At 70.8% G+C, this 23978-nt stretch carries 24 protein-coding genes; 9 read left to right on the top strand and 15 right to left on the bottom strand.

Annotated features, from left to right (window positions below):
- Nucleotide 1 precedes the first annotated feature (1 nt).
- Nucleotides 2-1849, top strand: a complete 1848-nt coding sequence (locus SPRI_RS27925) for an endonuclease/exonuclease/phosphatase family protein (RefSeq protein ID WP_005319022.1) — start codon at nt 2-4, stop codon at nt 1847-1849.
- 27 nt (nt 1850-1876) lie between these two features.
- On the opposite strand, the gene SPRI_RS27920 is transcribed toward SPRI_RS27925, so the two are convergent.
- On the bottom strand, nt 1877-2509 hold the full coding sequence (locus tag SPRI_RS27920; RefSeq protein WP_005319021.1) for a DUF4232 domain-containing protein: 633 nt from the start codon (nt 2507-2509) through the stop codon (nt 1877-1879).
- 131 nt (nt 2510-2640) lie between these two features.
- Between SPRI_RS27920 and dapA the strand changes: the two genes are divergently transcribed.
- Nucleotides 2641-3561 (top strand): 4-hydroxy-tetrahydrodipicolinate synthase, encoded by a 921-nt coding sequence (dapA, locus tag SPRI_RS27915; protein ID WP_005319020.1) that lies wholly within the window; start codon nt 2641-2643, stop codon nt 3559-3561.
- On the opposite strand, the gene SPRI_RS27910 is transcribed toward dapA, so the two are convergent.
- Together SPRI_RS27910 and dapD are read right to left on the bottom strand one after the other, a co-directional pair.
- A complete protein-coding gene (locus SPRI_RS27910) occupies nt 3546-3749 on the bottom strand; it encodes a hypothetical protein (protein WP_005319019.1) in 204 nt (67 codons plus the stop codon). The genes dapA and SPRI_RS27910 overlap by 16 nt on opposite strands.
- A gap of 124 nt (nt 3750-3873) precedes the next feature.
- A complete protein-coding gene (gene dapD / locus SPRI_RS27905) occupies nt 3874-4866 on the bottom strand; it encodes a 2,3,4,5-tetrahydropyridine-2,6-dicarboxylate N-succinyltransferase (protein WP_005319018.1) in 993 nt (330 codons plus the stop codon).
- A 144-nt stretch (nt 4867-5010) separates the two neighbouring features.
- Here dapD and SPRI_RS27900 point away from each other — a divergent pair, with 144 nt between their 5' ends.
- Nucleotides 5011-6087 (top strand): hypothetical protein, encoded by a 1077-nt coding sequence (locus tag SPRI_RS27900; protein ID WP_234020433.1) that lies wholly within the window; start codon nt 5011-5013, stop codon nt 6085-6087.
- On the opposite strand, the gene SPRI_RS27895 is transcribed toward SPRI_RS27900, so the two are convergent.
- From SPRI_RS27895 to SPRI_RS27855, 9 genes are all read right to left on the bottom strand, one after another.
- Complete coding sequence (locus SPRI_RS27895; RefSeq protein WP_005319015.1) at nt 6084-6449, bottom strand: VOC family protein; 366 nt, start codon at nt 6447-6449, stop codon at nt 6084-6086. The two genes, SPRI_RS27900 and SPRI_RS27895, sit on opposite strands and share 4 nt — an antisense overlap.
- 52 nt (nt 6450-6501) lie before the next feature.
- Complete coding sequence (locus tag SPRI_RS27890) at nt 6502-6840, bottom strand: metal-sulfur cluster assembly factor (protein WP_005319013.1); 339 nt, start codon at nt 6838-6840, stop codon at nt 6502-6504.
- Complete coding sequence (gene sufU / locus SPRI_RS27885; protein WP_005319012.1) at nt 6837-7310, bottom strand: Fe-S cluster assembly sulfur transfer protein SufU; 474 nt, start codon at nt 7308-7310, stop codon at nt 6837-6839. The genes SPRI_RS27890 and sufU overlap by 4 nt, the downstream gene beginning before the upstream one ends.
- A 12-nt stretch (nt 7311-7322) precedes the next feature.
- Nucleotides 7323-8579, bottom strand: a complete 1257-nt coding sequence (locus tag SPRI_RS27880; RefSeq protein WP_005319010.1) for a cysteine desulfurase — start codon at nt 8577-8579, stop codon at nt 7323-7325.
- Complete coding sequence (gene sufC / locus SPRI_RS27875) at nt 8576-9343, bottom strand: Fe-S cluster assembly ATPase SufC (RefSeq protein WP_037775005.1); 768 nt, start codon at nt 9341-9343, stop codon at nt 8576-8578. The genes SPRI_RS27880 and sufC overlap by 4 nt, the downstream gene beginning before the upstream one ends.
- A 7-nt stretch (nt 9344-9350) precedes the next feature.
- Nucleotides 9351-9668, bottom strand: coding sequence for a non-heme iron oxygenase ferredoxin subunit (locus SPRI_RS27870; protein WP_005319006.1), 318 nt, complete (start codon nt 9666-9668; stop codon nt 9351-9353).
- Nucleotides 9668-10864 carry a Fe-S cluster assembly protein SufD gene (gene sufD, locus SPRI_RS27865; protein WP_005319004.1) on the bottom strand — a complete coding sequence of 399 codons (1197 nt, stop codon included), beginning with the start codon at nt 10862-10864 and terminating at the stop codon, nt 9668-9670. Before sufD ends, SPRI_RS27870 begins: the two co-directional genes overlap by 1 nt.
- Nucleotides 10865-10926: 62 nt before the next feature.
- Nucleotides 10927-12348 (bottom strand): Fe-S cluster assembly protein SufB, encoded by a 1422-nt coding sequence (gene sufB / locus SPRI_RS27860; protein ID WP_005319002.1) that lies wholly within the window; start codon nt 12346-12348, stop codon nt 10927-10929.
- On the bottom strand, nt 12345-13127 hold the full coding sequence (locus tag SPRI_RS27855; protein WP_005319001.1) for a helix-turn-helix transcriptional regulator: 783 nt from the start codon (nt 13125-13127) through the stop codon (nt 12345-12347). The genes sufB and SPRI_RS27855 overlap by 4 nt, the downstream gene beginning before the upstream one ends.
- A 217-nt stretch (nt 13128-13344) precedes the next feature.
- On the opposite strand from SPRI_RS27855, the gene SPRI_RS27850 reads away from it, so the two are divergent.
- The 4 genes from SPRI_RS27850 to SPRI_RS27835 are packed head-to-tail and all read left to right on the top strand — an operon-like array spanning nt 13345 to nt 17257.
- Complete coding sequence (locus SPRI_RS27850; protein ID WP_005319000.1) at nt 13345-14271, top strand: ABC transporter ATP-binding protein; 927 nt, start codon at nt 13345-13347, stop codon at nt 14269-14271.
- Nucleotides 14268-15035, top strand: a complete 768-nt coding sequence (locus SPRI_RS27845; RefSeq protein ID WP_005318999.1) for an ABC transporter permease — start codon at nt 14268-14270, stop codon at nt 15033-15035. Before SPRI_RS27850 ends, SPRI_RS27845 begins: the two co-directional genes overlap by 4 nt.
- A gap of 58 nt (nt 15036-15093) precedes the next feature.
- Entirely contained in the window at nt 15094-16260 is a 1167-nt protein-coding gene (locus SPRI_RS27840) for a hypothetical protein (RefSeq protein ID WP_005318998.1), read from the top strand.
- 34 nt (nt 16261-16294) lie between these two features.
- Nucleotides 16295-17257 (top strand): COX15/CtaA family protein, encoded by a 963-nt coding sequence (locus SPRI_RS27835; RefSeq protein WP_182327605.1) that lies wholly within the window; start codon nt 16295-16297, stop codon nt 17255-17257.
- A gap of 589 nt (nt 17258-17846) precedes the next feature.
- Here the strand turns inward: SPRI_RS27835 and SPRI_RS27830 are convergent.
- From SPRI_RS27830 to SPRI_RS27820, 3 genes are all read right to left on the bottom strand, one after another.
- Nucleotides 17847-18935 carry an amidohydrolase family protein gene (locus tag SPRI_RS27830; protein WP_053557434.1) on the bottom strand — a complete coding sequence of 363 codons (1089 nt, stop codon included), beginning with the start codon at nt 18933-18935 and terminating at the stop codon, nt 17847-17849.
- Between the two features lie 66 nt (nt 18936-19001).
- On the bottom strand, nt 19002-19364 hold the full coding sequence (locus SPRI_RS27825; RefSeq protein WP_005318995.1) for a type 1 periplasmic-binding domain-containing protein: 363 nt from the start codon (nt 19362-19364) through the stop codon (nt 19002-19004).
- Between the two features lie 72 nt (nt 19365-19436).
- The gene (locus tag SPRI_RS27820) at nt 19437-20390 is read right to left on the bottom strand and encodes a heme o synthase (protein ID WP_005318994.1); all 954 of its coding nucleotides are present in this window, start codon (nt 20388-20390) and stop codon (nt 19437-19439) included.
- Between the two features lie 338 nt (nt 20391-20728).
- Here SPRI_RS27820 and tkt point away from each other — a divergent pair, with 338 nt between their 5' ends.
- Both tkt and tal read left to right on the top strand, forming a co-directional pair.
- Nucleotides 20729-22816: a transketolase gene (gene tkt, locus SPRI_RS27815; RefSeq protein WP_005318993.1), complete on the top strand. Its 2088-nt coding sequence runs from the start codon at nt 20729-20731 to the stop codon at nt 22814-22816.
- A gap of 34 nt (nt 22817-22850) precedes the next feature.
- Nucleotides 22851-23969 (top strand): transaldolase, encoded by a 1119-nt coding sequence (gene tal / locus SPRI_RS27810; protein WP_005318992.1) that lies wholly within the window; start codon nt 22851-22853, stop codon nt 23967-23969.
- Nucleotides 23970-23978 lie beyond the last annotated feature (9 nt).

Raw genomic sequence — 23978 nt, 5'->3', positions numbered from 1 at the left:
GATGCTTTCCTCCGTCGTACCGAGAACTACCGCCGTGGCGACCGTCGTGGCCGCCGCGCTGGCCGCCGGTCTGCTCGCCGGATCCGCCAACGCCGCCGACGACACCACGGCCGGTGCCGCCCAGGTGCGTATCCACGACATCCAGGGCAACACCCGCGTTTCCCCGCTGGAGGGGAAGCAGGTCTCCGATGTGCCGGGCATCGTGACGGGTGTACGGACCTACGGTTCCCGGGGCTTCTGGTTCCAGGACCCCGAGGCCGACGGTGACGCGGCGACCAGCGAGGGTGTCTTCGTCTTCACCGGCTCCGCGCCGAAGGTCGCGGTGGGTGACCGAGTCACCGTCTCCGGCACGGTCACGGAGTACGTCCCCGGGGGCGCGTCGTCCGGCAACCAGTCGCTGACCGAGATAACGAAGCCGACCGTCACCGTGGTCTCCTCCGGCAACGAGGTGCCCGCGCCCGTGACCGTCTCCGCCTGGTCGGTGCCTGCGGCGTACACCCCCGAGGGCGACCCCGCGGCGGGCGGCAGCATCAACGGCCTGCCCCTGGCGCCGCGTACGTACGCCCTGGACTACTACGAGTCGCTCGAGGGCACCAACATCCGCGTCGGCACCTCGCGCGTGGTGGGCGCGACCGACGCGTTTGCCGAGCTGTGGGTGACGGTGAAGCCGTGGGAGAACGACAACCGGCGCGGCGGCACGGTCTACGGCTCCTACGAGTCGCAGAACACCGGCCGTCTGCAGATCCAGTCCCTGGTCCCGCTGGCGGAGCAGCCCTTCCCGAAGGCGAACGTGGGTGACGTCCTGTCGGGCACCACGGAGGGCCCGCTGGACTTCAACCAGTACGGCGGCTACACGCTGACCGCCCGCACTCTCGGCACGGTCGAGGACCGCGGTCTGACCCGTGAGAGCACGCGTCCGCAGCGCAACGGCGAACTGGCCGTGGCCACGTACAACGTGGAGAACCTGGACCCGTCCGACCCGCAGGAGAAGTTCGACGCGCTGGCGAAGGCCGTCGTGGAGAACCTGGCCTCGCCCGACATCCTCGCCCTGGAGGAGATCCAGGACGACACCGGCGCCAAGAACGACGGCACCGTGTCGGCGGCCCAGACGGTCAAGAAGTTCACGGACGCGATCGTCGCGGCCGGCGGTCCCGCGTACGAGTGGCGCTCCGTCGACCCGGTGAACAACGAGGACGGCGGCCAGCCGGGCGGCAACATCCGCCAGGTGTTCCTCTTCAACCCGGAGCGGGTCTCCTTCAACGACCGCGCGGGCGGCGACGCGACGACGGCGACCGGAGTCGTACGGGAGCGGGGCCGCGCGGCGCTCACCCTGTCCCCGGGCCGCATCGACCCGGCGAACGACGCCTGGGAGGACAGCCGCAAGCCGCTGGCCGGCGAGTTCACCTTCCGCGGCCGTACGGTCTTCGTGATCGCCAACCACTTCGGTTCGAAGGGCGGCGACGAGTCGCTGGTCTCGCACCACCAGCCGCCGGTCCGTTCCTCCGAAGCGCAGCGGCTGAAGCAGGCGCAGGCCGTGAACGCGTTCGTCAAGGACGTCCTCGACGCGGACCACAAGGCGGACGTCGTCGTGCTGGGCGACATCAACGACTTCGAGTTCTCGGAGACGACGAAGGCCCTCACCGACGGCGGCGCCCTCTTCCCGGCGATCAAGTCCCTGCCCCGGTCGGAGCGTTACTCGTACGTCTACCAAGGCAACAGCCAGGTGCTCGACCAGATCCTGACGAGCCCGTCGATCCGCGACTTCAGCTACGACAGCGTGCACATCAACGCGGAGTTCTCGGACCAGAACAGCGACCACGACCCGCAGGTGCTGCGCTTTTGCCCGTAGGCGTGCGCGACGCGCGGGACCTGCGGCTCAGCCCAGCAGGTCCCGCGCCCACGCGGTGACGTCCAGCTCGCCGGACGTACCGATGTCCAGGCGGAACGGCAGGGTCTGCGGCGTCTCCCCGTCCCTCGGCGTGACCACCAGGTAGGCGCCTTCGGTGACCGGGTCGAAGGAGGTCACCCGGTTGTTCCAGTTGAGGACCGACTTCACGCTCTGGCCGGGCGCCAGCGTCAGCGGTCGTGGCCCCTGGTCCCGCCCGGCGTCGGTGTACGGGTGGTCGTGGGTGATGGTCAGGTCCAGCGCCTCCCGGTTCTCGTCGAGGGCGCCGATCCGGGGGTAACCGTTGACGTCGTAGGGCCGGGTGCCGCAGTTCTTCAGCTCGACGACGGTGGCCCGCCGGCCCATGGCCGTGTCGACGACGCCCGTGCTCACGACGACTCCCGAGCGGGGACACGTGGCCGGGGTGGGCGCCACCGACGGGGTCACCGCCGGAGCGGGGGCGCCGTACGTCGGGAACGCGGACGGATCAAGCCGGTCCGCCTTCACCCTGAAGTCGCGGTCCCCGGACGCACCAGCGCTCTGCCCCCCGCAGCCGGCCAGCACTCCGGCGGCGGTCACAGCGGCCACCACGCCCGCTGTCGTCCGTCCGATCGTCCTCGGCATGTTTCCCCTCCCGTGGTCACCCCGTCCCCGTCGCCGATCATGCCAGGCACCCTGACCCTGTAGCGCTGCTTCACGGTTACCGGAAGCAGATTTCGCTGGAGCCGGGCACCGGGCCGCCGCAGACTGCTGGCATGACCTCCTCTCCTCCCTTCGGCCGCGCCCTGTGCGCCATGGTCACGCCCTTCACCGCCGACGGTGCCCTCGATCTGGACGGGGCGCAGGAGCTGGCCGCCCGGCTGGTCGACGCCGGCTGCGACGGCCTGGTGCTCTCCGGTACGACCGGCGAGTCGCCGACCACCTCCGACGACGAGAAGACCGAGCTCGTGCGGGCGGTCGTGCGGGCGGTCGGCGAGCGGGCCGTCGTCGTCGCGGGCGTGGGCACCCCCGACACCCGGCACACCGTCCGGCTGGCGCAGGCCGCGGAGGCGGCGGGCGCGGCCGGACTGCTCGTGGTGACCCCGTACTACAGCCGCCCTCCGCAGGCGGCCGTGGCCGCGCACTTCCGGCAGGTGGCCGACGCCGTGGGCGTCCCGCTGATGCTGTACGACATCCCCGGCCGCACGGGCACCCGCGTCGAACCGGACACGATGCTGCGGCTCGCGGAACATCCGCGGATCGTGGCCGTCAAGGACTGCGCCTACGACCTGCTCGGCAGCTCGAAGGTCATCGCGGGCAGCGGCCTGGCGTACTACTCGGGGTGCGAGGAGCTGAATCTGCCGCTGTACGCGGTGGGCGGCGCGGGCTTCGTCTCCACGGTGGCCAACGTCGCGGCCCCGCACCTGCGGTCCGTCCTGGGCGCCCACGACGCCGGCGACAACGCGCGCGCCACGGCACTGCACCAGGCCACGCTGCCGCTCACCGAGCTGATGATGGCGTCCGGCCTGCCGGGCACGGTGACCGCCAAGGCGGTGCTCGGGGCGCTGGGCCTGCCCGGCGGGCCGGTGCGCGAACCACTGCAGCCCGCCGGACGCGAGGCGCTCGACGGGCTGCTGGCGGCGTACGAGGAGCTGACCGGCGGTCAGCTCGACGGGGTTCCTCAGTCGCGCACGTAGGTGCTGCCGAGAATCGCGACGTGCTCCAGCACGTCCTCGAGAGGGTCGTCGATCTGCCCCGTCGAGATCAGGGAGACCCGGGGGCCGTTGTGCGCGTCGGTGTGCGTCTCGTCGGCGTGTGCGGCCCCGTGCGCGGGCAGCGCCGCGAACAGGGCGCACAGGCCGAGAGTGGTCAGCTTGGTCTTCATGTGGTTCCTCGCCTTGCCCGTTCAGGGAGATCGGTCGGGTGACTCCGCGTGTCCGGACTGCTTATCGGCCTGCCGAGGGCCGAGGTTACGCAGAGTCACACGATCGATGGCGAGGAGCCGCTGCTCAGTTGTGGCTGTGCAGCACGTCGTTGAGGCCGCCCCAGACCGCGTTGTTCGGGCGGGCCTCGACGGTGCCGGTGACCGAGTTGCGGCGGAAGAGGATGTTGCTCGCGCCGGAGAGCTCACGGGCCTTGACGATCTGGCCGTCGGGCAGCGTGACGCGGGTGCCGGCCGTGACGTACAGGCCGGCCTCGACGACGCACTCGTCGCCGAGCGCGATGCCGACGCCCGCCTCCGCGCCGATGAGGCAGCGCTCGCCGATCGCGATGATCACGTTGCCGCCGCCGGACAGGGTGCCCATGGTGGAGGCGCCGCCGCCGATGTCGGAGCCGTCGCCGACGACGACGCCGGCGGAGATGCGGCCCTCGACCATCGAGGTGCCGAGGGTGCCGGCGTTGAAGTTGACGAAGCCCTCGTGCATCACGGTGGTGCCCTCGGCGAGGTGCGCGCCGAGGCGGACACGGTCGGCGTCGGCGATGCGCACGCCCTTGGGCGCGACGTAGTCCGTCATCCGCGGGAACTTGTCGATCGAGGTGACCTGGAGGTGCAGGCCCTCGGCGCGGGCGTTCAGCCGCACGGTCTCGACCTGGTCGACGGCGACGGGCCCGAGGCTGGTCCACGCGACATTGGCGAGGAGGCCGAAGAGGCCGTCCAGGTTCTGCCCGTGCGGCTTCACGAGCCGGTGGGAGAGCAGGTGCAGACGCAGGTAGGCGTCGTGGGCGTCCAGCGGCTTGTCGTCGAGCGAGGCGATGACGGTGCGTACGGCGACGACCTCGACACCGCGTCGCGCGTCGGGGCCGACGGCCTTCGCGGCCGCGGCGCCGAGGAGATCGACGGCCCGCTCGGCGGTCAGCCGCTCGGTACCGGCCGGGCCGGGCTCGGCGACGAGCTCGGGGGCGGGGAACCAGGTGTCGAGAACAACGCCGTCGGCGGTGACGGTGGCGAGGCCGGCGGCGACGGCGCCGGTGGTACGGGGTGCGGAAGACGTGTCGGTCATGACAGAAAACCTAACCGCCCCGGTGGCACCCGGGCTAACCGGTCTCAGTTGCCGGGCGCTACGGTGAGCCGTTCGTACAGCAGGAACGCTCGGCGGGGACGACAGGAACGCGCGGAGCCGAAGAAGCACTCGGGGGGACAACCGATGTCTTACGGGAACATGCCGCCGTACCCGGCGCCGCCCGGCCCGCCCGGCTGGGGCGGCTGGGGCGGCTGGACGCCGCCGCCCAGGCCCGGCGTCATACCGCTCGCGCCGCTTCGTCTCGGCGACATCCTCGGCGGTGCGTTCTCGACGATCGGCCGGCACTGGAAGCAGCTGCTCGGCATGGCGCTCGCCGCGTACGGCATGGCGCTCGTGGCCATCGCCGCTGCGATCGCGATCGCGTATCTGGCGCTCGCCGACCGGCTCGACCGCACACTCGACTCGGACGTCGCCCCTGGCTGGGACTCCGTCGCGCCGCTGGTGTTCTCCTTCGGCGCGGTCTATCTCTTCGGCCTGTTCACGATGCTGGCCGCGAACGCGCTGATCTACGCGAGCTGCCCCGTCGTCCTCCAGGACGCCGTCCTCGGGCACCGGTCGACCTTCGGCGCCGTCTGGCGCCACAGTGTGCGACGGGTCCGGTCGGTGCTCGGCACCGTCCTGCTCACCGCCCTGATCGTGGCGGTCCCCCTGCTGCTGCTCGGCGTGGCCTTCATCGCCTCCGTCATCACCCTCATCACGATGTCCATGAACGCCGGGGGGTACGGCTGGCTGATCCTGCTCGGCTTCCTCGGTGCACTGGCCACCGGTCCGCTGGCCGTCTGGCTCTGGGTGAAGTTCTGCCTCGCCCCGGCGGCCGCGGTCATCGAGGGACAGGGCCCGGTGGCGGCGCTGTCCCGCTCCTCGCAGCTGGTGCGCGGCGACTGGTGGCGGATCTTCGGCATCTCGCTGCTGGCCTACGCCATGGCGGGTGTGGCGAGCTACCTGATCCAGTTGCCGCTCTCGTTCCTCAACATCCTGGGACCGAGCTTCACGGACGACGCGTCCAGCGGCGGTGCCGCGCTCACCATCGTCATCACGTCACTGGTGTTCGGCCTCTTCGCCGTACTGGTCGGCCAGGTCCTCACCGCGGCGTTCCCGCAGCTGGTGGTGAGCCTGCTCTACATCGACCAGCGGATCCGCAAGGAGAACCTGGGCCCCGCCCTCGCCCAGGCGGCGTCCCCGCCCCCTGCCGCGTACTAGTCGAGCAGCGTCTTCTTCGGCCGCAGCACACAGAACTCGTTGTCCTCGGGATCGGCGAGGACGACCCAGGTGACGTCCTCGCCCTGTCCGACCTCGACCCTGCGGGCGCCGAGAGCGATGATCCGCTCCACCTCGGCGTCCCGGTCGTCGGGGCTCAGATCGAGGTGCAGCCGGTTCTTGGCGGTCTTGCCCTCCGGCACGGTGAGGAACACGATGCCGGGCAGCGCGTCGGGTCCGGCGCCGATGACGATCTCTTCCGGGTCCTCGTAGAGGATCTGCCAGTCGAGGACCTCGGTCCAGAACCGGGCGAGCGTCGGGGCGTCCTGGCAGTCGACGGCGATCTGGTACAGAGAAACGGCCATGCCCGCCAGTGTGCCTGGCGGGCATGGCCGTCGCAGTCCGTTTCCGGAAGCGTCAGACGTTGAAACCGAGCGCGCGGAGCTGCTCCCGGCCGTCGTCCGTGATCTTGTCCGGACCCCACGGCGGCATCCAGACCCAGTTGATCTTCAACTCGTTGACGATGCCGTCGGTCGCGGCCTTCGCCTGGTCCTCGATCACGTCGGTCAGCGGACAGGCAGCCGACGTCAGCGTCATGTCCAGGGTCGCGACGTTGGAGTCGTCGATGTGGATGCCGTAGATGAGGCCGAGGTTGACGACGTCGATGCCCAGCTCGGGGTCCACGACGTCGTACAGCGCCTCGCGGACCTCCTCCTCGGACGCCGGTTTCGTGAGGGTCGTCTCGTTCTCGCTCATGCGGTCTTCCTCGCAGCCTTGTCGCGGTCTTCGCCCATCGCCTGGGCCGTCGCGTCCTTCCACGCCATCCAGCTCAACAGCGCGCATTTCACACGGGCGGGGTACTTGGAGACGCCGGCGAACGCGACCGCGTCCTCCAGCACCTCCTCCATCGCGTCGTCCGGCTCGATCTGCCCCTTGGACTGCATCAGCTCCAGGAACGTGCCCTGGATCTTCTGCGCCTCTGCGAGCTCCTTGCCGACCAGAAGTTCGTTCAGGACGGAGGCGCTGGCCTGGCTGATGGAACAGCCCTGGCCCTCGTAGGACACGTCCTCGATACGCGATCCGTCGTACTTCACACGGAGGGTGATCTCGTCGCCGCACGTCGGGTTGACGTGGTGCACCTCGGCGTCGCCGTCCCGCAAGCCCCGCCCGTGGGGGTGCTTGTAGTGGTCCAGGATGACGTCCTGGTACATCGAATCCAGCTTCACAAGTCGCCGCCTCTACCCGAAGAAGTTACGGACGTGCTCCAGGCCGTCGACCAGAGCATCGACCTCTGCCGGCGTGGAGTACAGATAGAACGACGCCCGCGTGGTCGCAGGAATTCCGTACCGCAGGCAGACGGGGCGCGCGCAGTGGTGACCCACGCGCACCGCGATGCCCTGCTCGTCGAGGACCTGGCCCACGTCGTGCGGGTGGATGTCACCGAGCGTGAAGGAGATCGCGGCACCGCGGTCCTCGGCCGTGGCAGGGCCGATGATCCGCAGGTCCGGGACCTCCAGCAGCCGCTTCACCGCGTACTCGGTGAGCGCGTGCTCGTGCTGGGCGATCTTGTCCATGCCGATCGAGCTCAGGTAGTCCACGGCCGCGCCGAGGCCGACGGCCTGGGCGATCGGGGGCGTGCCCGCCTCGAACTTGTGCGGCGCGGGAGCGTAGGTGGACGAGTGCATCGACACGGTCTCGATCATCTCGCCGCCGCCCAGGAACGGCGGCAGGTCCTCCAGGAGCTCCTGCCGGCCCCACAGCACACCGATACCGGTCGGGCCGCACATCTTGTGGCCGGTGAAGGCCACGAAGTCGGCCTGCAGCGCCTGCACGTCCAGCACCATGTGCGGCGCGGCCTGCGAGGCGTCGATCAGCACCAGCGCGCCGACGTCCTGCGCCCGGCGGACGATCGCCTCGACCGGGTTGACCGTGCCCATGATGTTGGAGACCAGCGTGAAGGAGACGATCTTCGTCTTCTCGGTGATGACCTCTTCGATGTTCGACAGGTCGAGCCTGCCGTCGTCGGTGAGGCCGAACCACTTCAGCTTCGCGCCGGTGCGCTGCGACAGCAGCTGCCACGGAACGATGTTGGAGTGGTGCTCCATCTCCGTGATGACGACCTCGGTGTCGCTGTCCACGCGGTAGGGCTCGTCGGCCCAGCCCAGCATGTTCGCGACGAGGTTGAGCGACTCCGAGGCGTTCTTGGTGAAGATCACCTCGTTACGGCTCGGCGCGTTGATGAAGGCGGCGACCTTGTCACGGGCACCCTCGTACAGCGCCGTGGCCTCCTCGGCGAGCACGTGCACGCCGCGGTGGACGTTGGCGTTGTGCTGCTCGTAGTACTCACTGAGTACGTCGATCACCTGGCGCGGCGTCTGGGAGGTCGCCGCGTTGTCCAGGTAGACGAGCTTCTTGCCGTCGTGGAGCACCCGGTCGAGGATCGGGAAGTCCTTACGGATCGCCTCTGTGTCCAGGAGGCCCGGCAGTGTGATCACGCGGTGACGCCTCCCTTGGTGGTGTATGCCTCGTAGCCCTCGTTCTCCAGCTTGTCGGCGAGCTCGGGGCCGCCCGACTCGACGATCCGGCCGTTCGCGAAGACGTGCACGTGGTCGGGCTTGATGTAGCGCAGGATGCGCGTGTAGTGCGTGATCAGCAGGGTGCCGACCTCGCCGCTCTCGCGGACGCGGTTGACGCCCTCGGAGACGATGCGCAGCGCGTCGACGTCCAGGCCGGAGTCGGTCTCGTCGAGGACCGCGATCTTCGGCTTGAGCAGCTCGAGCTGAAGGATCTCGTGGCGCTTCTTCTCACCGCCGGAGAAGCCCTCGTTGACGTTGCGCTCGGCGAAGGCGGGGTCCATGTTGAGGCGCTCCATGGCCTCCTTGACCTCCTTCACCCAGGTACGCAGCTTGGGGGCCTCGCCGCGGATGGCCGTGGCGGAGGTGCGCAGGAAGTTGGAGACCGAGACGCCGGGGATCTCGACCGGGTACTGCATGGCGAGGAAGAGGCCGGCGCGGGCGCGCTCGTCGACGCTCATCTCCAGGACGTCCTCGCCGTCCAGGGTGACGGTGCCGCCGGTGATCGTGTACTTGGGGTGGCCGGCCAGCGAGTAGGCGAGGGTCGACTTGCCGGAGCCGTTGGGGCCCATGATGGCGTGGGTCTCGCCCTGCTTCACGGTCAGGTCGACGCCCTTGAGGATCTCCTTCGTGGCGTTGTCGGCCTCGACGGAAACGTGCAGGTCGCGGATTTCAAGCGTTGCCATGGGTGACTCAGGACTCCTGGGTGACGGAGACGAGCACATCGTCCCCTTCGATCTTGACGGGGTATACGGGGACGGGGCGCGTCGCGGGAAGGCCCGACGGCTTGCCGGTACGGAGGTCGAAGGCGCTGCCGTGGAGCCAGCACTCGATCTGGCAGTCCTCCACCTCGCCCTCCGAGAGGGAGACGTTGGCGTGCGAGCAGATGTCGTGGATCGCGAACACCTCGCCCTCCGTGCGGACCACGGACACCGGCGTGCCGTCGAGTTCCACCCGCTTGGGGGTGTCCTCCTCCAGCTCGCTCAGCGCACAGGCTTTGACGAAGGCCATCAGGCGGACGCCTCCAGAACCGACGCCTCCAGCTCGGCGTCGATCTTGTCGAGCAGGCGCTCCTCGACGTCCGGCAGGCCGATCTGCTGGACCAGCTCCGCGAAGAAGCCGCGGACGACGAGGCGCCGGGCCTCGGCCTCCGGGATGCCGCGGGACATCAGGTAGAACAGCTGCTCGTCGTCGAAGCGGCCGGTGGCCGACGCGTGACCGGCGCCGGCGATCTCGCCGGTCTCGATCTCGAGGTTCGGCACCGAGTCGACCCGCGCACCGTCCGTGAGGACCAGGTTGCGGTTCATCTCGTAGGTGTCGGTGCCCTCCGCCACGGCCCGGATGAGCACGTCGCCGATCCACACCGCGTGGGCGTCGTCGCCCTGCAGCGCGCCCTTGTAGACGGCGTTGGACTTGCAGTGCGGCATGTTGTGGTCGACGAGGAGGCGGTGCTCCTGGTGCTGGCCCTTGTCGGTGAAGTACAGGCCGAAGAGCTCGGCCTCACCGCCGGTGCCGGCGTAGGAGACCCGGGGGTGCAGCCGCACGACGTCACCGCCGAAGGTCACCACGACCGACTTGAAGGAGGCGTCCCGGCCGACCAGCGCGTTGTGCTGGGCGATGTGGACGGCCTTGTCGTCCCAGTCCTGGACCAGGACGACGGTCAGCTTGGCGCCGTCGCCCAGGATGTAGTCGACGTTCGCCGCGAGCACGGCGTCGCCGGTGTGGTCGATGACCACGACCGCCTCCGCGAAGGCGCCGAGCTCGACGACCTGGTGGCCGAAGGCCGTGCCGCCCTCTCCGTGCACCGCGATGCGGATCGGCTCGGCGAGCTGCGTCTCCTTCGGCACGGTCACGACCGTGGCCTGCTCGAAGGAGGAGTACGCCTGCGCGGCGACCCGGTCCACCGGGGTACCGGCCTTGCCGAGCCGCGCGTCGTCGCGGCCCACCGTCTCGACGGTGACGCCCTCGGGGGCCTCGATGTCGACCTTGATCCCGGTGCCGGTCGCGACGGCGGTGCCGTCGTGCAGACCGGCGAGGCGCTCCAGCGGCGTGAACCGCCACTCCTCCTCACGGCCGTGCGGGACCGGGAAGTCCGCCACGTCGAAGGACGGGGGCGCACTCATACGGGTGGCGACGGTCGACTCGGCGGCCACCGCGATCGAGCCGGCGGTGGTGGAGCCCACCGGGATGTTCTGAGCCTCAGCCATGGCTGTCGTCTTGCTCTCTTCCTACGTCAGAAGTCTGTCGCTGCTCGGGGTCCCGGAAGGCGTCAGCCCACCGAGCCCTCCATCTGCAGCTCGATCAGCCGGTTGAGCTCCAGCGCGTACTCCATGGGGAGTTCCTTGGCGATCGGCTCGACGAAGCCGCGCACGATCATCGCCATCGCCTCGAACTCGGTCATGCCCCGGCTCATCAGGTAGAAGAGCTGGTCCTCCGAGACCTTGGAGACCGTCGCCTCGTGACCCATGGAGACGTCGTCCTCGCGGACGTCGACGTACGGGTAGGTGTCCGAGCGGGAGATCGTGTCGACCAGCAGCGCGTCGCAGAGCACGTTGGACTTCGCGCCGGGCGCGCCCTCGCCGATCTCGATCAGACCGCGGTAGGACGTACGGCCGCCGCCTCGCGCCACCGACTTGGAGACGATGTTGGACGAGGTGTTCGGGGCCATGTGGACCATCTTGGCGCCGGCGTCCTGGTGCTGGCCCTCGCCCGCGAAGGCGATGGACAGGGTCTCGCCCTTGGCGTGCTCGCCCATCAGGTAGACGGCCGGGTACTTCATGGTCACCTTGGAGCCGATGTTGCCGTCGACCCACTCCATGGTCGCGCCCTCGTACGCCACGGCGCGCTTGGTGACCAGGTTGTAGACGTTGTTCGACCAGTTCTGGATGGTCGTGTAGCGGCAGCGGCCGCCCTTCTTGACGATGATCTCGACCACGGCGCTGTGCAGCGAGTCCGAGGAGTAGATCGGGGCGGTGCAGCCCTCGACGTAGTGGACGTAGGCGTCCTCGTCGACGATGATCAGCGTCCGCTCGAACTGGCCCATGTTCTCCGTGTTGATACGGAAGTAGGCCTGCAGCGGGATGTCCACGTGGACGCCCTTGGGGACGTAGATGAACGACCCGCCGGACCACACGGCCGTGTTCAGCGACGCGAACTTGTTGTCGCCGACCGGGATGACGGTGCCGAAGTACTCCTGGAAGAGCTCCGGGTGCTCCTTCAGCGCGGTGTCCGTGTCGAGGAAGATGACGCCCTGCTCCTCCAGGTCCTCACGGATCTGGTGGTAGACGACCTCGGACTCGTACTGCGCGGCGACACCGGCGACCAGGCGCTGCTTCTCCGCCTCCGGGATGCCGAGCTTGTCGTAGGTGTTCTTGATGTCCTCGGGCAGCTCCTCCCACGAGGCGGCCTGGGCCTCGGTGGAGCGCACGAAGTACTTGATGTTGTCGAAGTCGATGCCGGAGAGGTCGGAGCCCCAGCTGGGCATGGGCTTCTTGTCGAAGAGGCGCAGACCCTTCAGCCGCAGCTTCAGCATCCACTCCGGCTCGTTCTTCTTCGCGGAGATGTCGCGGACGACGTCCTCGGAGAGACCGCGCTTGGCCGCGGCACCCGCCGCGTCGGAGTCGGCCCAGCCGAATTCGTACTTACCCAGGCCCTCGAGTTCGGGGTGGGCAGTCTCCGTGGGGAGAGTCATGCGGGGTTCCTCCCGGCCGTGCTTGCAGAAGCTGATGGTGTGGTGCGGGTCTGTGTGGTGCTGTCCCGAGGCGGGTCGCCCGGTGGCGGCGAGGTGCCGCCCTGGGGCGCGCCGCGCGGGATGAACGTGGTGCAGACGCCGTCGCCGTGGGCGATGGTGGCGAGCCGCTGCACGTGTGTCCCGAGGAGCCGCGAGAAGACCTCGGTCTCCGCCTCGCACAGTTGCGGGTACTTCTCGGCCGCGTGGGCGACCGGGCAGTGGTGCTGGCAGAGCTGCTCACCGACCGGCGCGCTGCGGGCCGTAGCAGCGTACCCGTCGGCGCTCAGGGCCTTCGCCAGCGCTTCCGTACGCTCCTCGGGCGCCGCGGCCTCGACGGCCGCGGCGTAGGCCACGGCCTGCGCCTCGATGCGGTCCCGGGCGAATGCGGCGACTGCCGCCTCTCCCCCGGCGTTCTCCTCGATCCACCTCAGGGCGTCGACGGCCAGCGTGTCGTACGACTGGTCGAAGGCGTCCCTGCCGCAGTCGGTCAGGGCGAACACCTTGGCGGGCCTGCCGCGGGTGCGGGCGCCGTAGACACGCTGCTCGCGAGCCTCCACGACGTTCTCGGAGACGAGCGAGTCGAGGTGCCGGCGGACGGCCGCCTGGGTCAGCCCCAGTCGCCCCGCGAGGTCGGCCACCGTGGACGGGCCGTGGTCCAGGATGGAGCGCGCGACACGGTTGCGCGTCGAGCGCTCACCGGTCGCGAGTTCCTCCTGGGGAGCCTCGCCGAGGTTTTTCACAACGCCATTGTTGCGTAATTCCTCAGAGAGTGACAAGCGGCGTCCCGATCACCGCCCGGTGCCGTACATCACTTAGGTATACCTAAGCTGACCTGCGGAAATGATCAGCCGGAGGGCTGAACCCCTGGTGAGGCCCCCTGGGGCCGCACACCCCGTCCGGGCGGGCGACCCGGACCCGCGGCCCGGTCACCGCAGGCGCCCGCCTAGACTTCCCGGCATGCTGAGCGAGCCTGCCGTCCGGATCCGGGGCCTGGTCAAGCGGTACGGACCCAAGGCCGCCGTGGACGGCCTCGACCTCGATGTCGCACCGGGTTCGGTGACCGCCGTCCTCGGGCCCAACGGGGCCGGCAAGACCACCACGATCGAGACCTGCGAGGGCTACCGCCGTGCCGACGCCGGCACCGTGCGGGTCCTCGGCCTCGACCCGGTCGCCGACGCCGCGCGACTGCGCCCCCGTATCGGCGTGATGCTCCAGTCGGGCGGTGTCTACTCCGGCGCCCGCGCCGACGAGATGCTCCGCCACATGGCCTCCCTGCACGCCCGCCCCCTGGACGTCGACGCCCTGATCGAACGCCTCGGCCTCGGCAGCTGCGGGCGCACGACGTACCGGCGGCTCTCCGGGGGCCAGCAGCAGCGCCTCGCGCTGGCCATGGCCGTCGTCGGCCGCCCCGAGCTGGTCTTCCTCGACGAGCCCACCGCGGGCCTCGACCCGCAGGCTCGCCGCGCCACCTGGGAACTCGTCCGCGAACTGCGCGCGGACGGTGTCACCACCGTGCTGACCACCCACTTCATGGACGAGGCCGAGGAGCTCGCCGACCACATCGCGATCATCGACGCCGGCCGGGTGGTCGCCCAGGGCAGCGCGGAGGAGCTGTGCCGCGGCGGCGCGGAGAACACCCTGCGCTTCACCGGACGCCCCGGCCTCGACGTCGGCTCGCTGCTGAAGGCGCTCCCCGACGGTTCGGCGGCGGCGGAACTCACACCGGGCGAGTACCGGATCACCGGCGACGTCGACCCGCAGCTCCTGGCGACGGTCACCTCCTGGTGCGCCCAGCACGGCGTACTGCCGCACGGCATCTCGGTGGAGCGACACACCCTCGAGGACGTCTTCCTCGAGCTGACGGGCAAGGAGCTGCGCGGATGAGCGCCGGCACGTACACACCGGCGCCGGGCGCCGCACCGCTGGGCCGCATGATCCTCTCGCAGGCCGCGTTCGAGACGAAGATGCTGCTGCGCAACGGTGAACAGCTGCTGCTCACCGTCATCATCCCCTCGCTGCTGCTCGTGCTGTTCTCCACCGTCGACATCGTCGACACGGGAGAGGGACGGGCGGTCGACTTCCTCGCCCCCGGTGTCCTCGCGCTGGCCGTGATGTCCACCGCCTTCACCGGACAGGCCATCGCCACCGGGTTCGAGCGCCGCTACGGGGTGCTCAAGCGGCTCGGTGCCTCTCCGATCCCCCGCTGGGCCCTGATGACCGCCAAGACGCTCTCCGTCCTGGTCACCGAGATCCTCCAGGTCGTCCTGCTGACGGTCATCGCGTTCGCTCTCGGCTGGTCGCCGCAGGGCGGTCCGCTCGCCGTGCTGCTGCTGCTCGTCCTCGGCACCGCCGCCTTCTCCGGCCTCGGCCTGCTCATGGCCGGCACGCTCAAGGCCGAGGTCACCCTCGCGGCGGCCAACCTCGTCTTCCTGCTGCTGCTCGTCGGCGGCGGTGTGATCGTGCCGCTGGACAGGTTCCCCGACGGCGTCGCCTCGGTGCTGGGGCTGCTGCCCATCTCCGCGCTCTCCGACGGACTGCGTGACGTCCTCGGGCACGGCGCGGGCATGCCGTGGGGCAATCTGGGCATCCTCGCCCTCTGGGCGGTGCTCGGACTGGGCGCGGCCGCCCGGACCTTCCGCTGGGAGTGACACGCGCGCCGGGACGACCCTGCCGAGACCCGCACGGAGCGCACGGTGGGAGGCCTGGATGGAGCGAGCTGCCGCGCTGCGGCTGGACGCGGAGTGGGCGAGGGTCAGGACCGGAAGGCCCGCGTCCTCGTCCGGGACGCGGATGCGGATGCTCAGTGATGTGATCTCCGCCCTCACCCCGCACGCCGAGAACGACCTCGCCCTCTCCGCACGGCTGAGCCTGCGGTACGGCGACCTGGCCCGGCACCACTTCGACACCGGCCGGCGCGCCGACGCGCTGAGCGCCGTCGAGAAGGCCGTCCGGCACTGCGCGGAGCCCGCCCGGCACGACGACGAGCACGCCCGCTGGTACGCGCGGGCGCTGATCAGCCAGTCCGTGTACCTCGCAGAGCCGCTCAGCGACGAGCTGGGCCTGCCCCGCTACTCCTTCCGGCCGCACGGCGAACAGCCGTGCGGCCAGGACCGCCTGGCCGGGCTCGCCGCGGTGGAGGCCACCCACCGGGCGATCGCGGTGTGGGAGCGGCTCGACCCGTCCGACCCGGTCAACCGCGAAGGCCTCGCCCAGGCCCACGTCTTCCTCGGCGACCGCCTGGAGGAACTCGGCAGGCCGGTGGACGCGGCTGAATGGGCCGTACGCGCCGAACGGGAGTTCCACGCGCTCTGGCAGCGGCCCGACCCGGCGGAGCGCGCCCACGCCGCGATGCTCGAGCACCTCGGCGACCAGCTCGAACGCCGCCTGCGCCGCTGTCCTTTCGAGGGCGGCCTCACCCAGCTCCACAAACGCGGGCTGCTGCCGCGGCGCCGGCTGCCGCTCGCGGTCCTGTCCGCGCGGATCGACGGCGTGGCGCCGGAAGCGGTCGCGGAGGGGCTCGGGCTGGAGCGCGCCGAGGTGGACCGGATCCTGCGCGCCCACTCCTGGCGGGCCGTGTGGCGGTTCGACGTACGGCAGGCGGACGGTTCCTGGGAGCCGCTGACGCACCCCTGGCGCGGCATGGACGCGGTCACCGACTGCACGGCGGAGGCGGTGGCCGCGGAACTGACGGACGCCTTCCTCCACTCGTCCGACGTGCCGCCGGAGCCCACGCCGTGGCGTTTCGCGCTGTGGTGGGACGAGGAGGGCCACCTCGACGGCTCCCGCTTCCGGACGACGTCCGCGCCGGCGGCCACCAAGGCGTCGGCGCCCCCGCCGTCCCCCTCCCCCGTGCCCTCCGCGGACCCCTCGTGAAACCGTGCACAAGGGCCCGCTTACGATAGTGGCCGTGCAGACCCCCCTCGCCTATATCGCCCAGCGCTGGACACCGTCGCCCAAAATCCTGCGGCGCGCCGCGCTCTCAGCCGTCGTGATGACCATCGTCATCGTCGTCACGGGTGGTGCCGTCCGGCTCACCGGCTCCGGCCTCGGCTGCGACACCTGGCCCAAGTGCACGGACGACAGTCTCTTCGCCACACCCGAGCAGGGCCTCCACGGCGCGATCGAGTTCGGCAACCGGATGCTGACGTACGTCCTGTCGGCGGCCGTCGGCTGGGCGATCGTCGCGGTGCGTGCCGTGAAGCCGCGGCGGCGCGGGCTGACCAGGCTGGCCTGGGTGCAGTTCTGGATCGTGATGGGCAACGCCGTCATCGGCGGCATCACGGTGTGGGCGGGCCTCAACCCGTGGTCGGTGGCCGGCCACTTCCTGCTGGCCAACGCTCTGCTCACGGTCGCGACCGTCACCTGGGTGCGCACCCACGAAGGCGACGGCGCGCCGCGTCCGCGGGTCCCGCGGCCGGTCCGCAGGCTGTCCTGGGCGATCGTCGGGGTCTCCGCGGTGCTCATCACCCTCGGCACGACGGTGACGGGCTCCGGCAAGCACGCGGGCGACAGCAGTGACGTCCCGCGCATGCCGTGGGACTGGTCCGCCGCCGCGCACGTCCACGCGATCGCCGCGTGGGTGGTGTGTGCGCTGGCGGTGGCGATGTGGCTCGTCCTGCGCGTGGTCGACGCCCCGGACGACACCCGCGCCCGCGCGCGTGACCTGCTGCTCGTGGTGCTGCTGCAGGGCGTGCTCGGCTACGTCCAGTACTTCACCGGGGTGCCGGAGCTGCTGGTCGGCGCGCACATGCTCGGTTCCTCCCTGATGTGGATCGCGGTGCTGAGGCTGGCGCTGAGCCTGCGGGAGCGTGAAGCCCTGCCGGCACCGGCCGCGGCGCCGCAGGACGCGGACGCCCTCGCCTCGGCCTGACGTCCCGCCCGCGGGGGTGTGTGCCCCTGCCCTCCCCTACGGCCTGGCGGCCGGGCCCCGAACCGGGCTCCGGCCGGACCCTGCGCAGCCTGCGGCGGCGTACCGCGAGGCCCCCCCGGACACCCACCTACCGTCCCCTGCGGGCGGCGTACCGCAAGGCCCCGCCCGGGCCGCCTACCGCCCTGCGGGCGGCATACCGCGCTTCGCGTGGTGTCCTCGATCTCCGGACGGGCCGGGAATGCCGCCGCGCGCACTCCCGCCCCCGGCGGTGGCACAGCCCCGCCGCCGCTCCGAGGCGCGGGGCCGCAGACGGCCCTCGTGACACCGCGCGGAGCGGGGGCCCGGCGGGGCGGAGCCCCGATGGACCGCCCGGAGCGCAGTCGCGGTCCCGGCAGCGCCCCAAGAAGCGGCCGCACCGCAATGCCAGGTCCGGGCACCGAACACCGCACGCGCCGCACGAAACGCGGTGCCGGCTCCGGGGGGCCCGGAACACCGCGCCGAGCGCAGTACCCGCGCCCGGCGGAGCCGATCGCAGCGGCGCCGCGCAGCCCATCCGGCGGGACGGCGCGGCGGGGACGCGGGCGGAGGCTCACCCGGCCAGGCCGTAGACCCGCCCCGCGTTGCCCGCCGCCAGCATCGTCGCCACGCGCTCCGCGTCGCGCCGCGACCACGCGCCGTCCGTGACCCAGCCGCCGAGCACGCGGCCGAGGGCGTCGCGGAAGGAGTGCGCCCCGACGACGTGCAGCTCCGGCAGGCCCCGCGCGCCGCTGGAGAACAGGAGCTTGCCGAAGGGGGCGAGTTCGAGGATCTCCGCGAGGACCGCCGCCGCCCTCGCCCCGGTCTGCGCGAGGGCGGGGCCGAGGTCGGCGTAGACGTGCGGGTAGGCGCCGGCGAGGTGGGCGGCGGTGCGGTGGTGCGGGTAGCCGTGCAGCAGGACCAGGTCCGTGCCGAGGCCGGCGGTCGCCGCGGCGAACCCCGCGAGCGGCATCGGGTCCCGTACGCCGATGTGCAGCTGCAGCGGCAGGCCGGTGGCGAGGGCGGCCCACAGCAGGTGCCTCAGCAGGACCGGATCGGTGAGCGGGTCGCCCACCCGGCGGCCGGCGAGCCAGCGGCCGGCCGCTCCGCGCACCTCGCCGGGCCCCGGCGGCTCCGCCGGGTCCGCCAGCCGTCCGGCGGCGACGGTGGTGAAGGCGACGGCGGTGCCGGCCGCCCCGTGCACCGCTTCCGCGAGGTTCGCCAGGAAGGACTCGACGGTGCCCGAGGTGTCCGCGACCTGCTCCGCGAGCAGTTCGAGCCGGACGATCTCGCGCGCCTGGGCCGCTCCGGCCGCCGCCAGCTCCGCCGGGCCCGCGAGGTCCCCCGGCAGGCCGGTGTCCACGAGGTAGGTGGCGATCCCGGTGCCCCGCAGAAGGCGTCTGCCCGCCTCGACCACTCCGAGCTCGCGGCGGCGGGCCAGGTAGTGGGCGGGCGGGCAGTGCGGTTCGAGCCCCAGGAGCGGCGGGCACCAGCGCCGGACCGCGAACCCGGTCTGGGTGTCGAAGAACGTGGTGCCGGAGGCCGGCGGGGCCCCGGCGGCGGGGCCCAGGTACGTCTCGAAGGTGCCGAGGCCCAGTTCCGTGCGGAGCACCCCGTGGCAGTACTGGTCGACCAGACGCACAGAGGACGCGGCGTCGATCATCGGGAGCTCCCTGTCTAGGACCGTGCTTCCACAGTCCTAACGGGTGAGCCCCGCGTGAGGTGTTGGTCAGGCGTTGGAAGGGCCGCCGACCTGGATGCCTGCCATGCGGCTCCACTCGTACGGGCCGGTGCGGACCTTCGCGGCGAAGTCGCCGTCGAAGGACTCGTGCACCGTGATCCCGGCCTTCTCCGCGGCGCTGACGGCGACGGCGTGGCTCGGTGCCACGAGGTCTCCCCAGCCGCCGTCCTCGCCGACGAGCACGATGCGGGTGCCCATCTGGCCGATGTAGGCGAGCTGGCCCTCGGCGCCGCCGTGCGCGCCGGCGAACGCCTTGATCTGCTTGGCGAGCTTCGAGGCCTTGCGCTCCGCGCGGGCGTCGGCGGCCGGCGACGCCGTCTCTTCAACCTTGTTTTCTGCCATGAACGGCATGCTACTCGCGGGTAGATCGACTGGCGACGGCAGAGCCGAGTGGCCTCGGCCACCTTGGGGCAGCGACCGCCGTCAGCGCAGGAAGGGGTCCACCGCCACGGCCACGAACAGCAGCGACACATAGGTGATCGACCAGTGGAAGAGCCGCATCTCCTTGAGCTTGCCGCCCGTCTCGCCCGCCTTGGCCCGGCTCTGCAGCCCATGCGCCTCCCACAGCCACCAGCCGCCGGAGACCAGCGCCACCGCCGTGTAGAACCAGCCGGTGTAGCCGAGCGGGGTCAGCAGCAGCGAGACGGCGACCATGACCCAGCTGTAGAGGACGATCTGCCGGGCGACGACCCTGTTGCCCGCGACGACCGGGAGCATCGGCACGCCGACCCTCGCGTAGTCGTCCTTCACCTTCATCGACAGCGGCCAGTAGTGCGGCGGCGTCCAGAAGAAGATGACGAGGAAGAGGATGACGGCGGCCCACGACATCGAGTTGGTGACGGAGGACCAGCCGATCAGGACCGGCATGCAGCCGGCGATGCCGCCCCAGACGATGTTCTGCGCGGTGCGCCGCTTGAGGATCATCGTGTAGACGACGACGTAGAACAGCAGCGCGCCGAGCGACAGCGCGGCGGACAGCCAGTTGACCAGCAGTCCGAACCAGAGCGTGGAGACCACGGCGAGGGTCAGACCGAAGACCAGGCCTTCGCGCGGGGACACCATGCCGGTGACGAGCGGCCGCTGCGAGGTGCGGTCCATCAGGGCGTCGATGTCGCGGTCGATGTACATGTTGAGCGCGTTGGCGCCGCCGGCGGACAGGTACCCGCCCAGGCACGTGGCGAGCACGAGCCACAGGTCGGGAACGCCCTGCTCGGCGAGGAACATCACCGGAACGGTGGTGATCAGCAGCAGCTCGATGATCCGCGGCTTGGTCAGTGCCACGAACGCCTTGGCGCGGGCCCCGAACGGCCGATGGCCCCCCGGGCCGGTAGCCAAGACGACCCCCGCGGGTCGGGACTCGACGGCCGTCACGCACACCCCTGACAGAGAAATCCCAGCAAGTCTCTGGGAGTGCCGCCCACGCCCGAAGGGCAATGGGGGAGTGAGGACCCGGTAAGACTTGCGCGTACCACGCCACTCTAGACGCTGCCCGTACGCCGATCTTCGCGGGGGTCGACTCGTGTTGAGCGCCGGCGCGACGCCGGGCGTATACATCGCCGACAGGCGCGGAACACCAAGGGCCCGCACTCTGGCAGTGTCCAATGGGAAAGACGCGGGACCGAAAAGGCGCGCGTTGCTGCGAGGGTAGGCTCGACAGCGCCCGGTACACGCCTCTGTACCGGGATTCGACATGTGGAGAGGAGCCCTGACTCAGGGTGAGCACCAAGCCGACCACCACAGACCTCGAGTGGACCGCTTTGGACCAGCGGGCAGTCGACACCGTCCGCGTCCTGGCCATGGATTCCGTACAGAAGGTCGGCAACGGCCATCCGGGTACGGCCATGAGCCTGGCCCCCGCCGCGTACGTGCTCTTCCAGAAGCTGATGCGGCACGACCCCGCGGACGCCGACTGGACAGGCCGTGACAGGTTCGTCCTGTCCGCGGGCCACTCGTCTCTGACGCTCTACATCCAGCTCTACCTCGCGGGCTACGGCCTGGAGCTGGACGATCTGAAGGCGTTCCGCACCTGGGGCTCGAAGACCCCCGGCCACCCGGAGTACGGGCACACCACGGGCGTCGAGACGACGACGGGGCCGCTCGGCCAGGGCGTCGCCAACGCCGTGGGCATGGCCATGGCCGCCCGCTACGAGCGCGGCCTGTTCGACCCGGACGCCGAGCCCGGCACGTCCCCCTTCGACCACACGGTCTGGTGCATCGCCGGCGACGGCTGCCTCCAGGAGGGCATCTCGGCCGAGGCCTCGTCGCTGGCCGGCCACCAGAAGCTCGGCAACCTGGTCCTGCTGTGGGACGACAACCACATCTCGATCGAGGGCGACACGGAGACGGCCGTCTCCGAGGACACCCTCCAGCGCTACGAGGCGTACGGCTGGCACGTCCAGCGCGTCCAGCAGCTGGAGAACGGCGACCTCGACCCGGTCGGCCTCTACAACGCCCTGAAGGCCGCGCAGGCCGAGACCGAGCGCCCCTCGTTCATCGCGGCCCGCTCGATCATCGCCTGGCCCGCCCCGCACGCCCAGAACACCGAGGCCGCACACGGCTCGGCGCTGGGCGACGAGGAGGTCGCCGCCACCAAGCGCGTCATGGGCTTCGACCCGGAGAAGACCTTCGAGGTCTCCGAGGAGGTCCTCGGTCACACCCGTGGCGCTCTGGACCGCGGCCGTGAGGCCCGCGGCGAGTGGGAGAAGACGTTCGCCGCGTGGCGTACGGCCAACCCGGAGCGCGCCGCCGAGTTCGACCGGATCCGCTCGGGCGAGCTTCCCGAGGGCTGGGAGGACGCGGTGCCGGAGTTCGAGACCGGCAAGGGTGTCGCCACCCGCGCCGCGTCCGGCAAGGTCCTCCAGGCACTCGGCGCGGTCGTGCCCGAGCTGTGGGGCGGCTCCGCCGACCTGGCCGGCTCGAACAACACCACGATCGACAAGACGTCGTCGTTCCTCCCCGCGGGCAACCCGCTGCCGGAGGCCGACCCGTACGGCCGGACGATCCACTTCGGCATCCGCGAGCACGCGATGGCCGCGGTCATGAACGGCATCGCGCTGCACGGCAACACCCGCGTCTACGGCGGCACCTTCCTGGTGTTCTCCGACTACATGCGCAACGCCGTACGGCTCTCCGCCCTGATGCACCTGCCGGTCACCTACGTGTGGACGCACGACTCGATCGGCCTCGGCGAGGACGGCCCGACCCACCAGCCGGTGGAGCACCTGGCCTCGCTGCGCGCCATCCCGGGCCTGAACATCGTGCGCCCGGCCGACGCCAACGAAACCGCGATCGCCTGGCGCGAGATCCTCAAGCGCTACACCAAGGAGTTCGGCAAGGGCGCCCCGCACGGCCTCGCGCTGACCCGTCAGGGCGTGCCGACCTACGAGTGCAACGAGGACGCGGCCAAGGGCGGCTACGTGCTCTTCGAGGCCGAGGGCGGCGACGCCCAGGTGGTGCTGATCGGCACCGGCTCCGAGGTCCAGCTCGCCGTCGGCGCCCGTGAGCAGCTCCAGGCGGCCGGCATCCCGGCCCGTGTGGTCTCGATGCCCTCGGTCGAGTGGTTCGAGGAGCAGGACCAGGGGTACCGGGACTCGGTGCTTCCCCCGTCGCTCAAGGCGCGAGTCGCGGTCGAGGCGGGCATCGGCCTGACCTGGCACCGTTACGTCGGTGACGCCGGACGCATCGTCTCGCTGGAGCACTTCGGCGCTTCCGCCGACGGCAAGGTTCTCTTCCGCGAGTTCGGTTTCACCGCAGAGGCCGTGGCCGCCGCAGCACGGGAATCGATCGAAGCCGCCGCGCGCTGACGCCGGTACACGACAAGTAGGAGATGCATTTCTCATGACAGACGCACTCAAGCGCCTCTCCGACGAAGGCGTCGCGATCTGGCTGGACGACCTGTCCCGCACCCGGATCACCTCGGGCAACCTCGCCGAGCTGATCGACCAGCAGCACGTCGTGGGTGTCACGACCAACCCGTCGATCTTCCAGAAGGCGATCTCGGACGGTCACGGCTACGACCAGCAGCTGGAGGACCTCGCGGCCCGCAAGGTGACCGTCGAGGAAGCCATCCGCATGATCACGACGGCGGACGTCCGTGACGCCGCCGACGTGCTGCGCCCGGTGTTCGACTCGACGGGCGGCCAGGACGGCCGGGTCTCCATCGAGGTCGACCCGCGTCTCGCGCACAGCACGAAGGCGACCATCGCGGAGGCCAAGCAGCTCGCGTGGCTGGTGGACCGTCCGAACACCTTCATCAAGATCCCGGCCACCAAGGCGGGTCTGCCGGCGATCACCGAGGTCATCGGCCTCGGCATCAGCGTCAACGTCACGCTGATCTTCTCGCTGGAGCGCTACCGCGAGGTCATGGACGCCTACCTGGCCGGTCTGGAGAAGGCGAAGGCCGCGGGCCTGGACCTGTCCAAGATCCGTTCGGTGGCCTCGTTCTTCGTGTCCCGCGTGGACACCGAGATCGACAAGCGGCTGGACGCGCTGGGCACCCCGGAGGCCAAGGAGGCCCGCGGCAAGGCGGCCCTGGCCAACGCCCGGCTCGCCTACGAGGCGTACGAGGAGGTCTTCTCCTCCGACCGCTGGGCCGCGCTCGACAAGGCGCAGGCCAACAAGCAGCGCCCGCTGTGGGCCTCGACCGGCGTCAAGGACAAGGCGTACAAGGACACCCTGTACGTGGACGAGCTGGTCGCCCCCGGCACCGTGAACACCATGCCGGAAGCCACGCTGAACGCGACCGGCGACCACGGGCAGATCACCGGCGACACCGTCCGCGGCACCTACGAGCAGGCCCGCGCGGAGCTCGAGGCCGTGGAGAAGCTCGGGATCTCCTACGACGAGGTCGTCCAGCAGCTCGAGGACGAGGGCGTCGAGAAGTTCGAGGCGGCCTGGACCGACCTGCTCAAGTCGACCGAGGCCGAGCTCAAGCGCCTCGCACCCTCGGAGGGCTGAGCGACTTGT

The organism is Streptomyces pristinaespiralis (genome assembly GCF_001278075.1).
GTDB lineage: Bacteria > Actinomycetota > Actinomycetes > Streptomycetales > Streptomycetaceae > Streptomyces > Streptomyces pristinaespiralis.
This window is presented reverse-complemented; position numbering and strand designations above follow the sequence as displayed.

Bases quoted from the DNA above. Each gene is read 5' to 3' on its own strand.
- SPRI_RS27925 (WP_005319022.1), top strand. From the start codon at position 2: ATGCTTTCCTCCGTCGTACCGAGAACTACCGCCGTGGCGACCGTCGTG.
- SPRI_RS27920 (WP_005319021.1), bottom strand. From the start codon at position 2,509: ATGCCGAGGACGATCGGACGGACGACAGCGGGCGTGGTGGCCGCTGTG.
- dapA (WP_005319020.1), top strand. From the start codon at position 2,641: ATGACCTCCTCTCCTCCCTTCGGCCGCGCCCTGTGCGCCATGGTCACG.
- SPRI_RS27910 (WP_005319019.1), bottom strand. From the start codon at position 3,749: ATGAAGACCAAGCTGACCACTCTCGGCCTGTGCGCCCTGTTCGCGGCG.
- dapD (WP_005319018.1), bottom strand. From the start codon at position 4,866: ATGACCGACACGTCTTCCGCACCCCGTACCACCGGCGCCGTCGCCGCC.
- SPRI_RS27900 (WP_234020433.1), top strand. From the start codon at position 5,011: ATGTCTTACGGGAACATGCCGCCGTACCCGGCGCCGCCCGGCCCGCCC.
- SPRI_RS27895 (WP_005319015.1), bottom strand. From the start codon at position 6,449: ATGGCCGTTTCTCTGTACCAGATCGCCGTCGACTGCCAGGACGCCCCG.
- SPRI_RS27890 (WP_005319013.1), bottom strand. From the start codon at position 6,840: ATGAGCGAGAACGAGACGACCCTCACGAAACCGGCGTCCGAGGAGGAG.
- sufC (WP_037775005.1), bottom strand. From the start codon at position 9,343: ATGGCAACGCTTGAAATCCGCGACCTGCACGTTTCCGTCGAGGCCGAC.
- SPRI_RS27870 (WP_005319006.1), bottom strand. From the start codon at position 9,668: ATGGCCTTCGTCAAAGCCTGTGCGCTGAGCGAGCTGGAGGAGGACACC.
- sufD (WP_005319004.1), bottom strand. From the start codon at position 10,864: ATGGCTGAGGCTCAGAACATCCCGGTGGGCTCCACCACCGCCGGCTCG.
- sufB (WP_005319002.1), bottom strand. From the start codon at position 12,348: ATGACTCTCCCCACGGAGACTGCCCACCCCGAACTCGAGGGCCTGGGT.
- SPRI_RS27850 (WP_005319000.1), top strand. From the start codon at position 13,345: ATGCTGAGCGAGCCTGCCGTCCGGATCCGGGGCCTGGTCAAGCGGTAC.
- SPRI_RS27845 (WP_005318999.1), top strand. From the start codon at position 14,268: ATGAGCGCCGGCACGTACACACCGGCGCCGGGCGCCGCACCGCTGGGC.
- SPRI_RS27840 (WP_005318998.1), top strand. From the start codon at position 15,094: ATGGAGCGAGCTGCCGCGCTGCGGCTGGACGCGGAGTGGGCGAGGGTC.
- SPRI_RS27830 (WP_053557434.1), bottom strand. From the start codon at position 18,935: ATGATCGACGCCGCGTCCTCTGTGCGTCTGGTCGACCAGTACTGCCAC.
- SPRI_RS27825 (WP_005318995.1), bottom strand. From the start codon at position 19,364: ATGCCGTTCATGGCAGAAAACAAGGTTGAAGAGACGGCGTCGCCGGCC.
- tal (WP_005318992.1), top strand. From the start codon at position 22,851: ATGACAGACGCACTCAAGCGCCTCTCCGACGAAGGCGTCGCGATCTGG.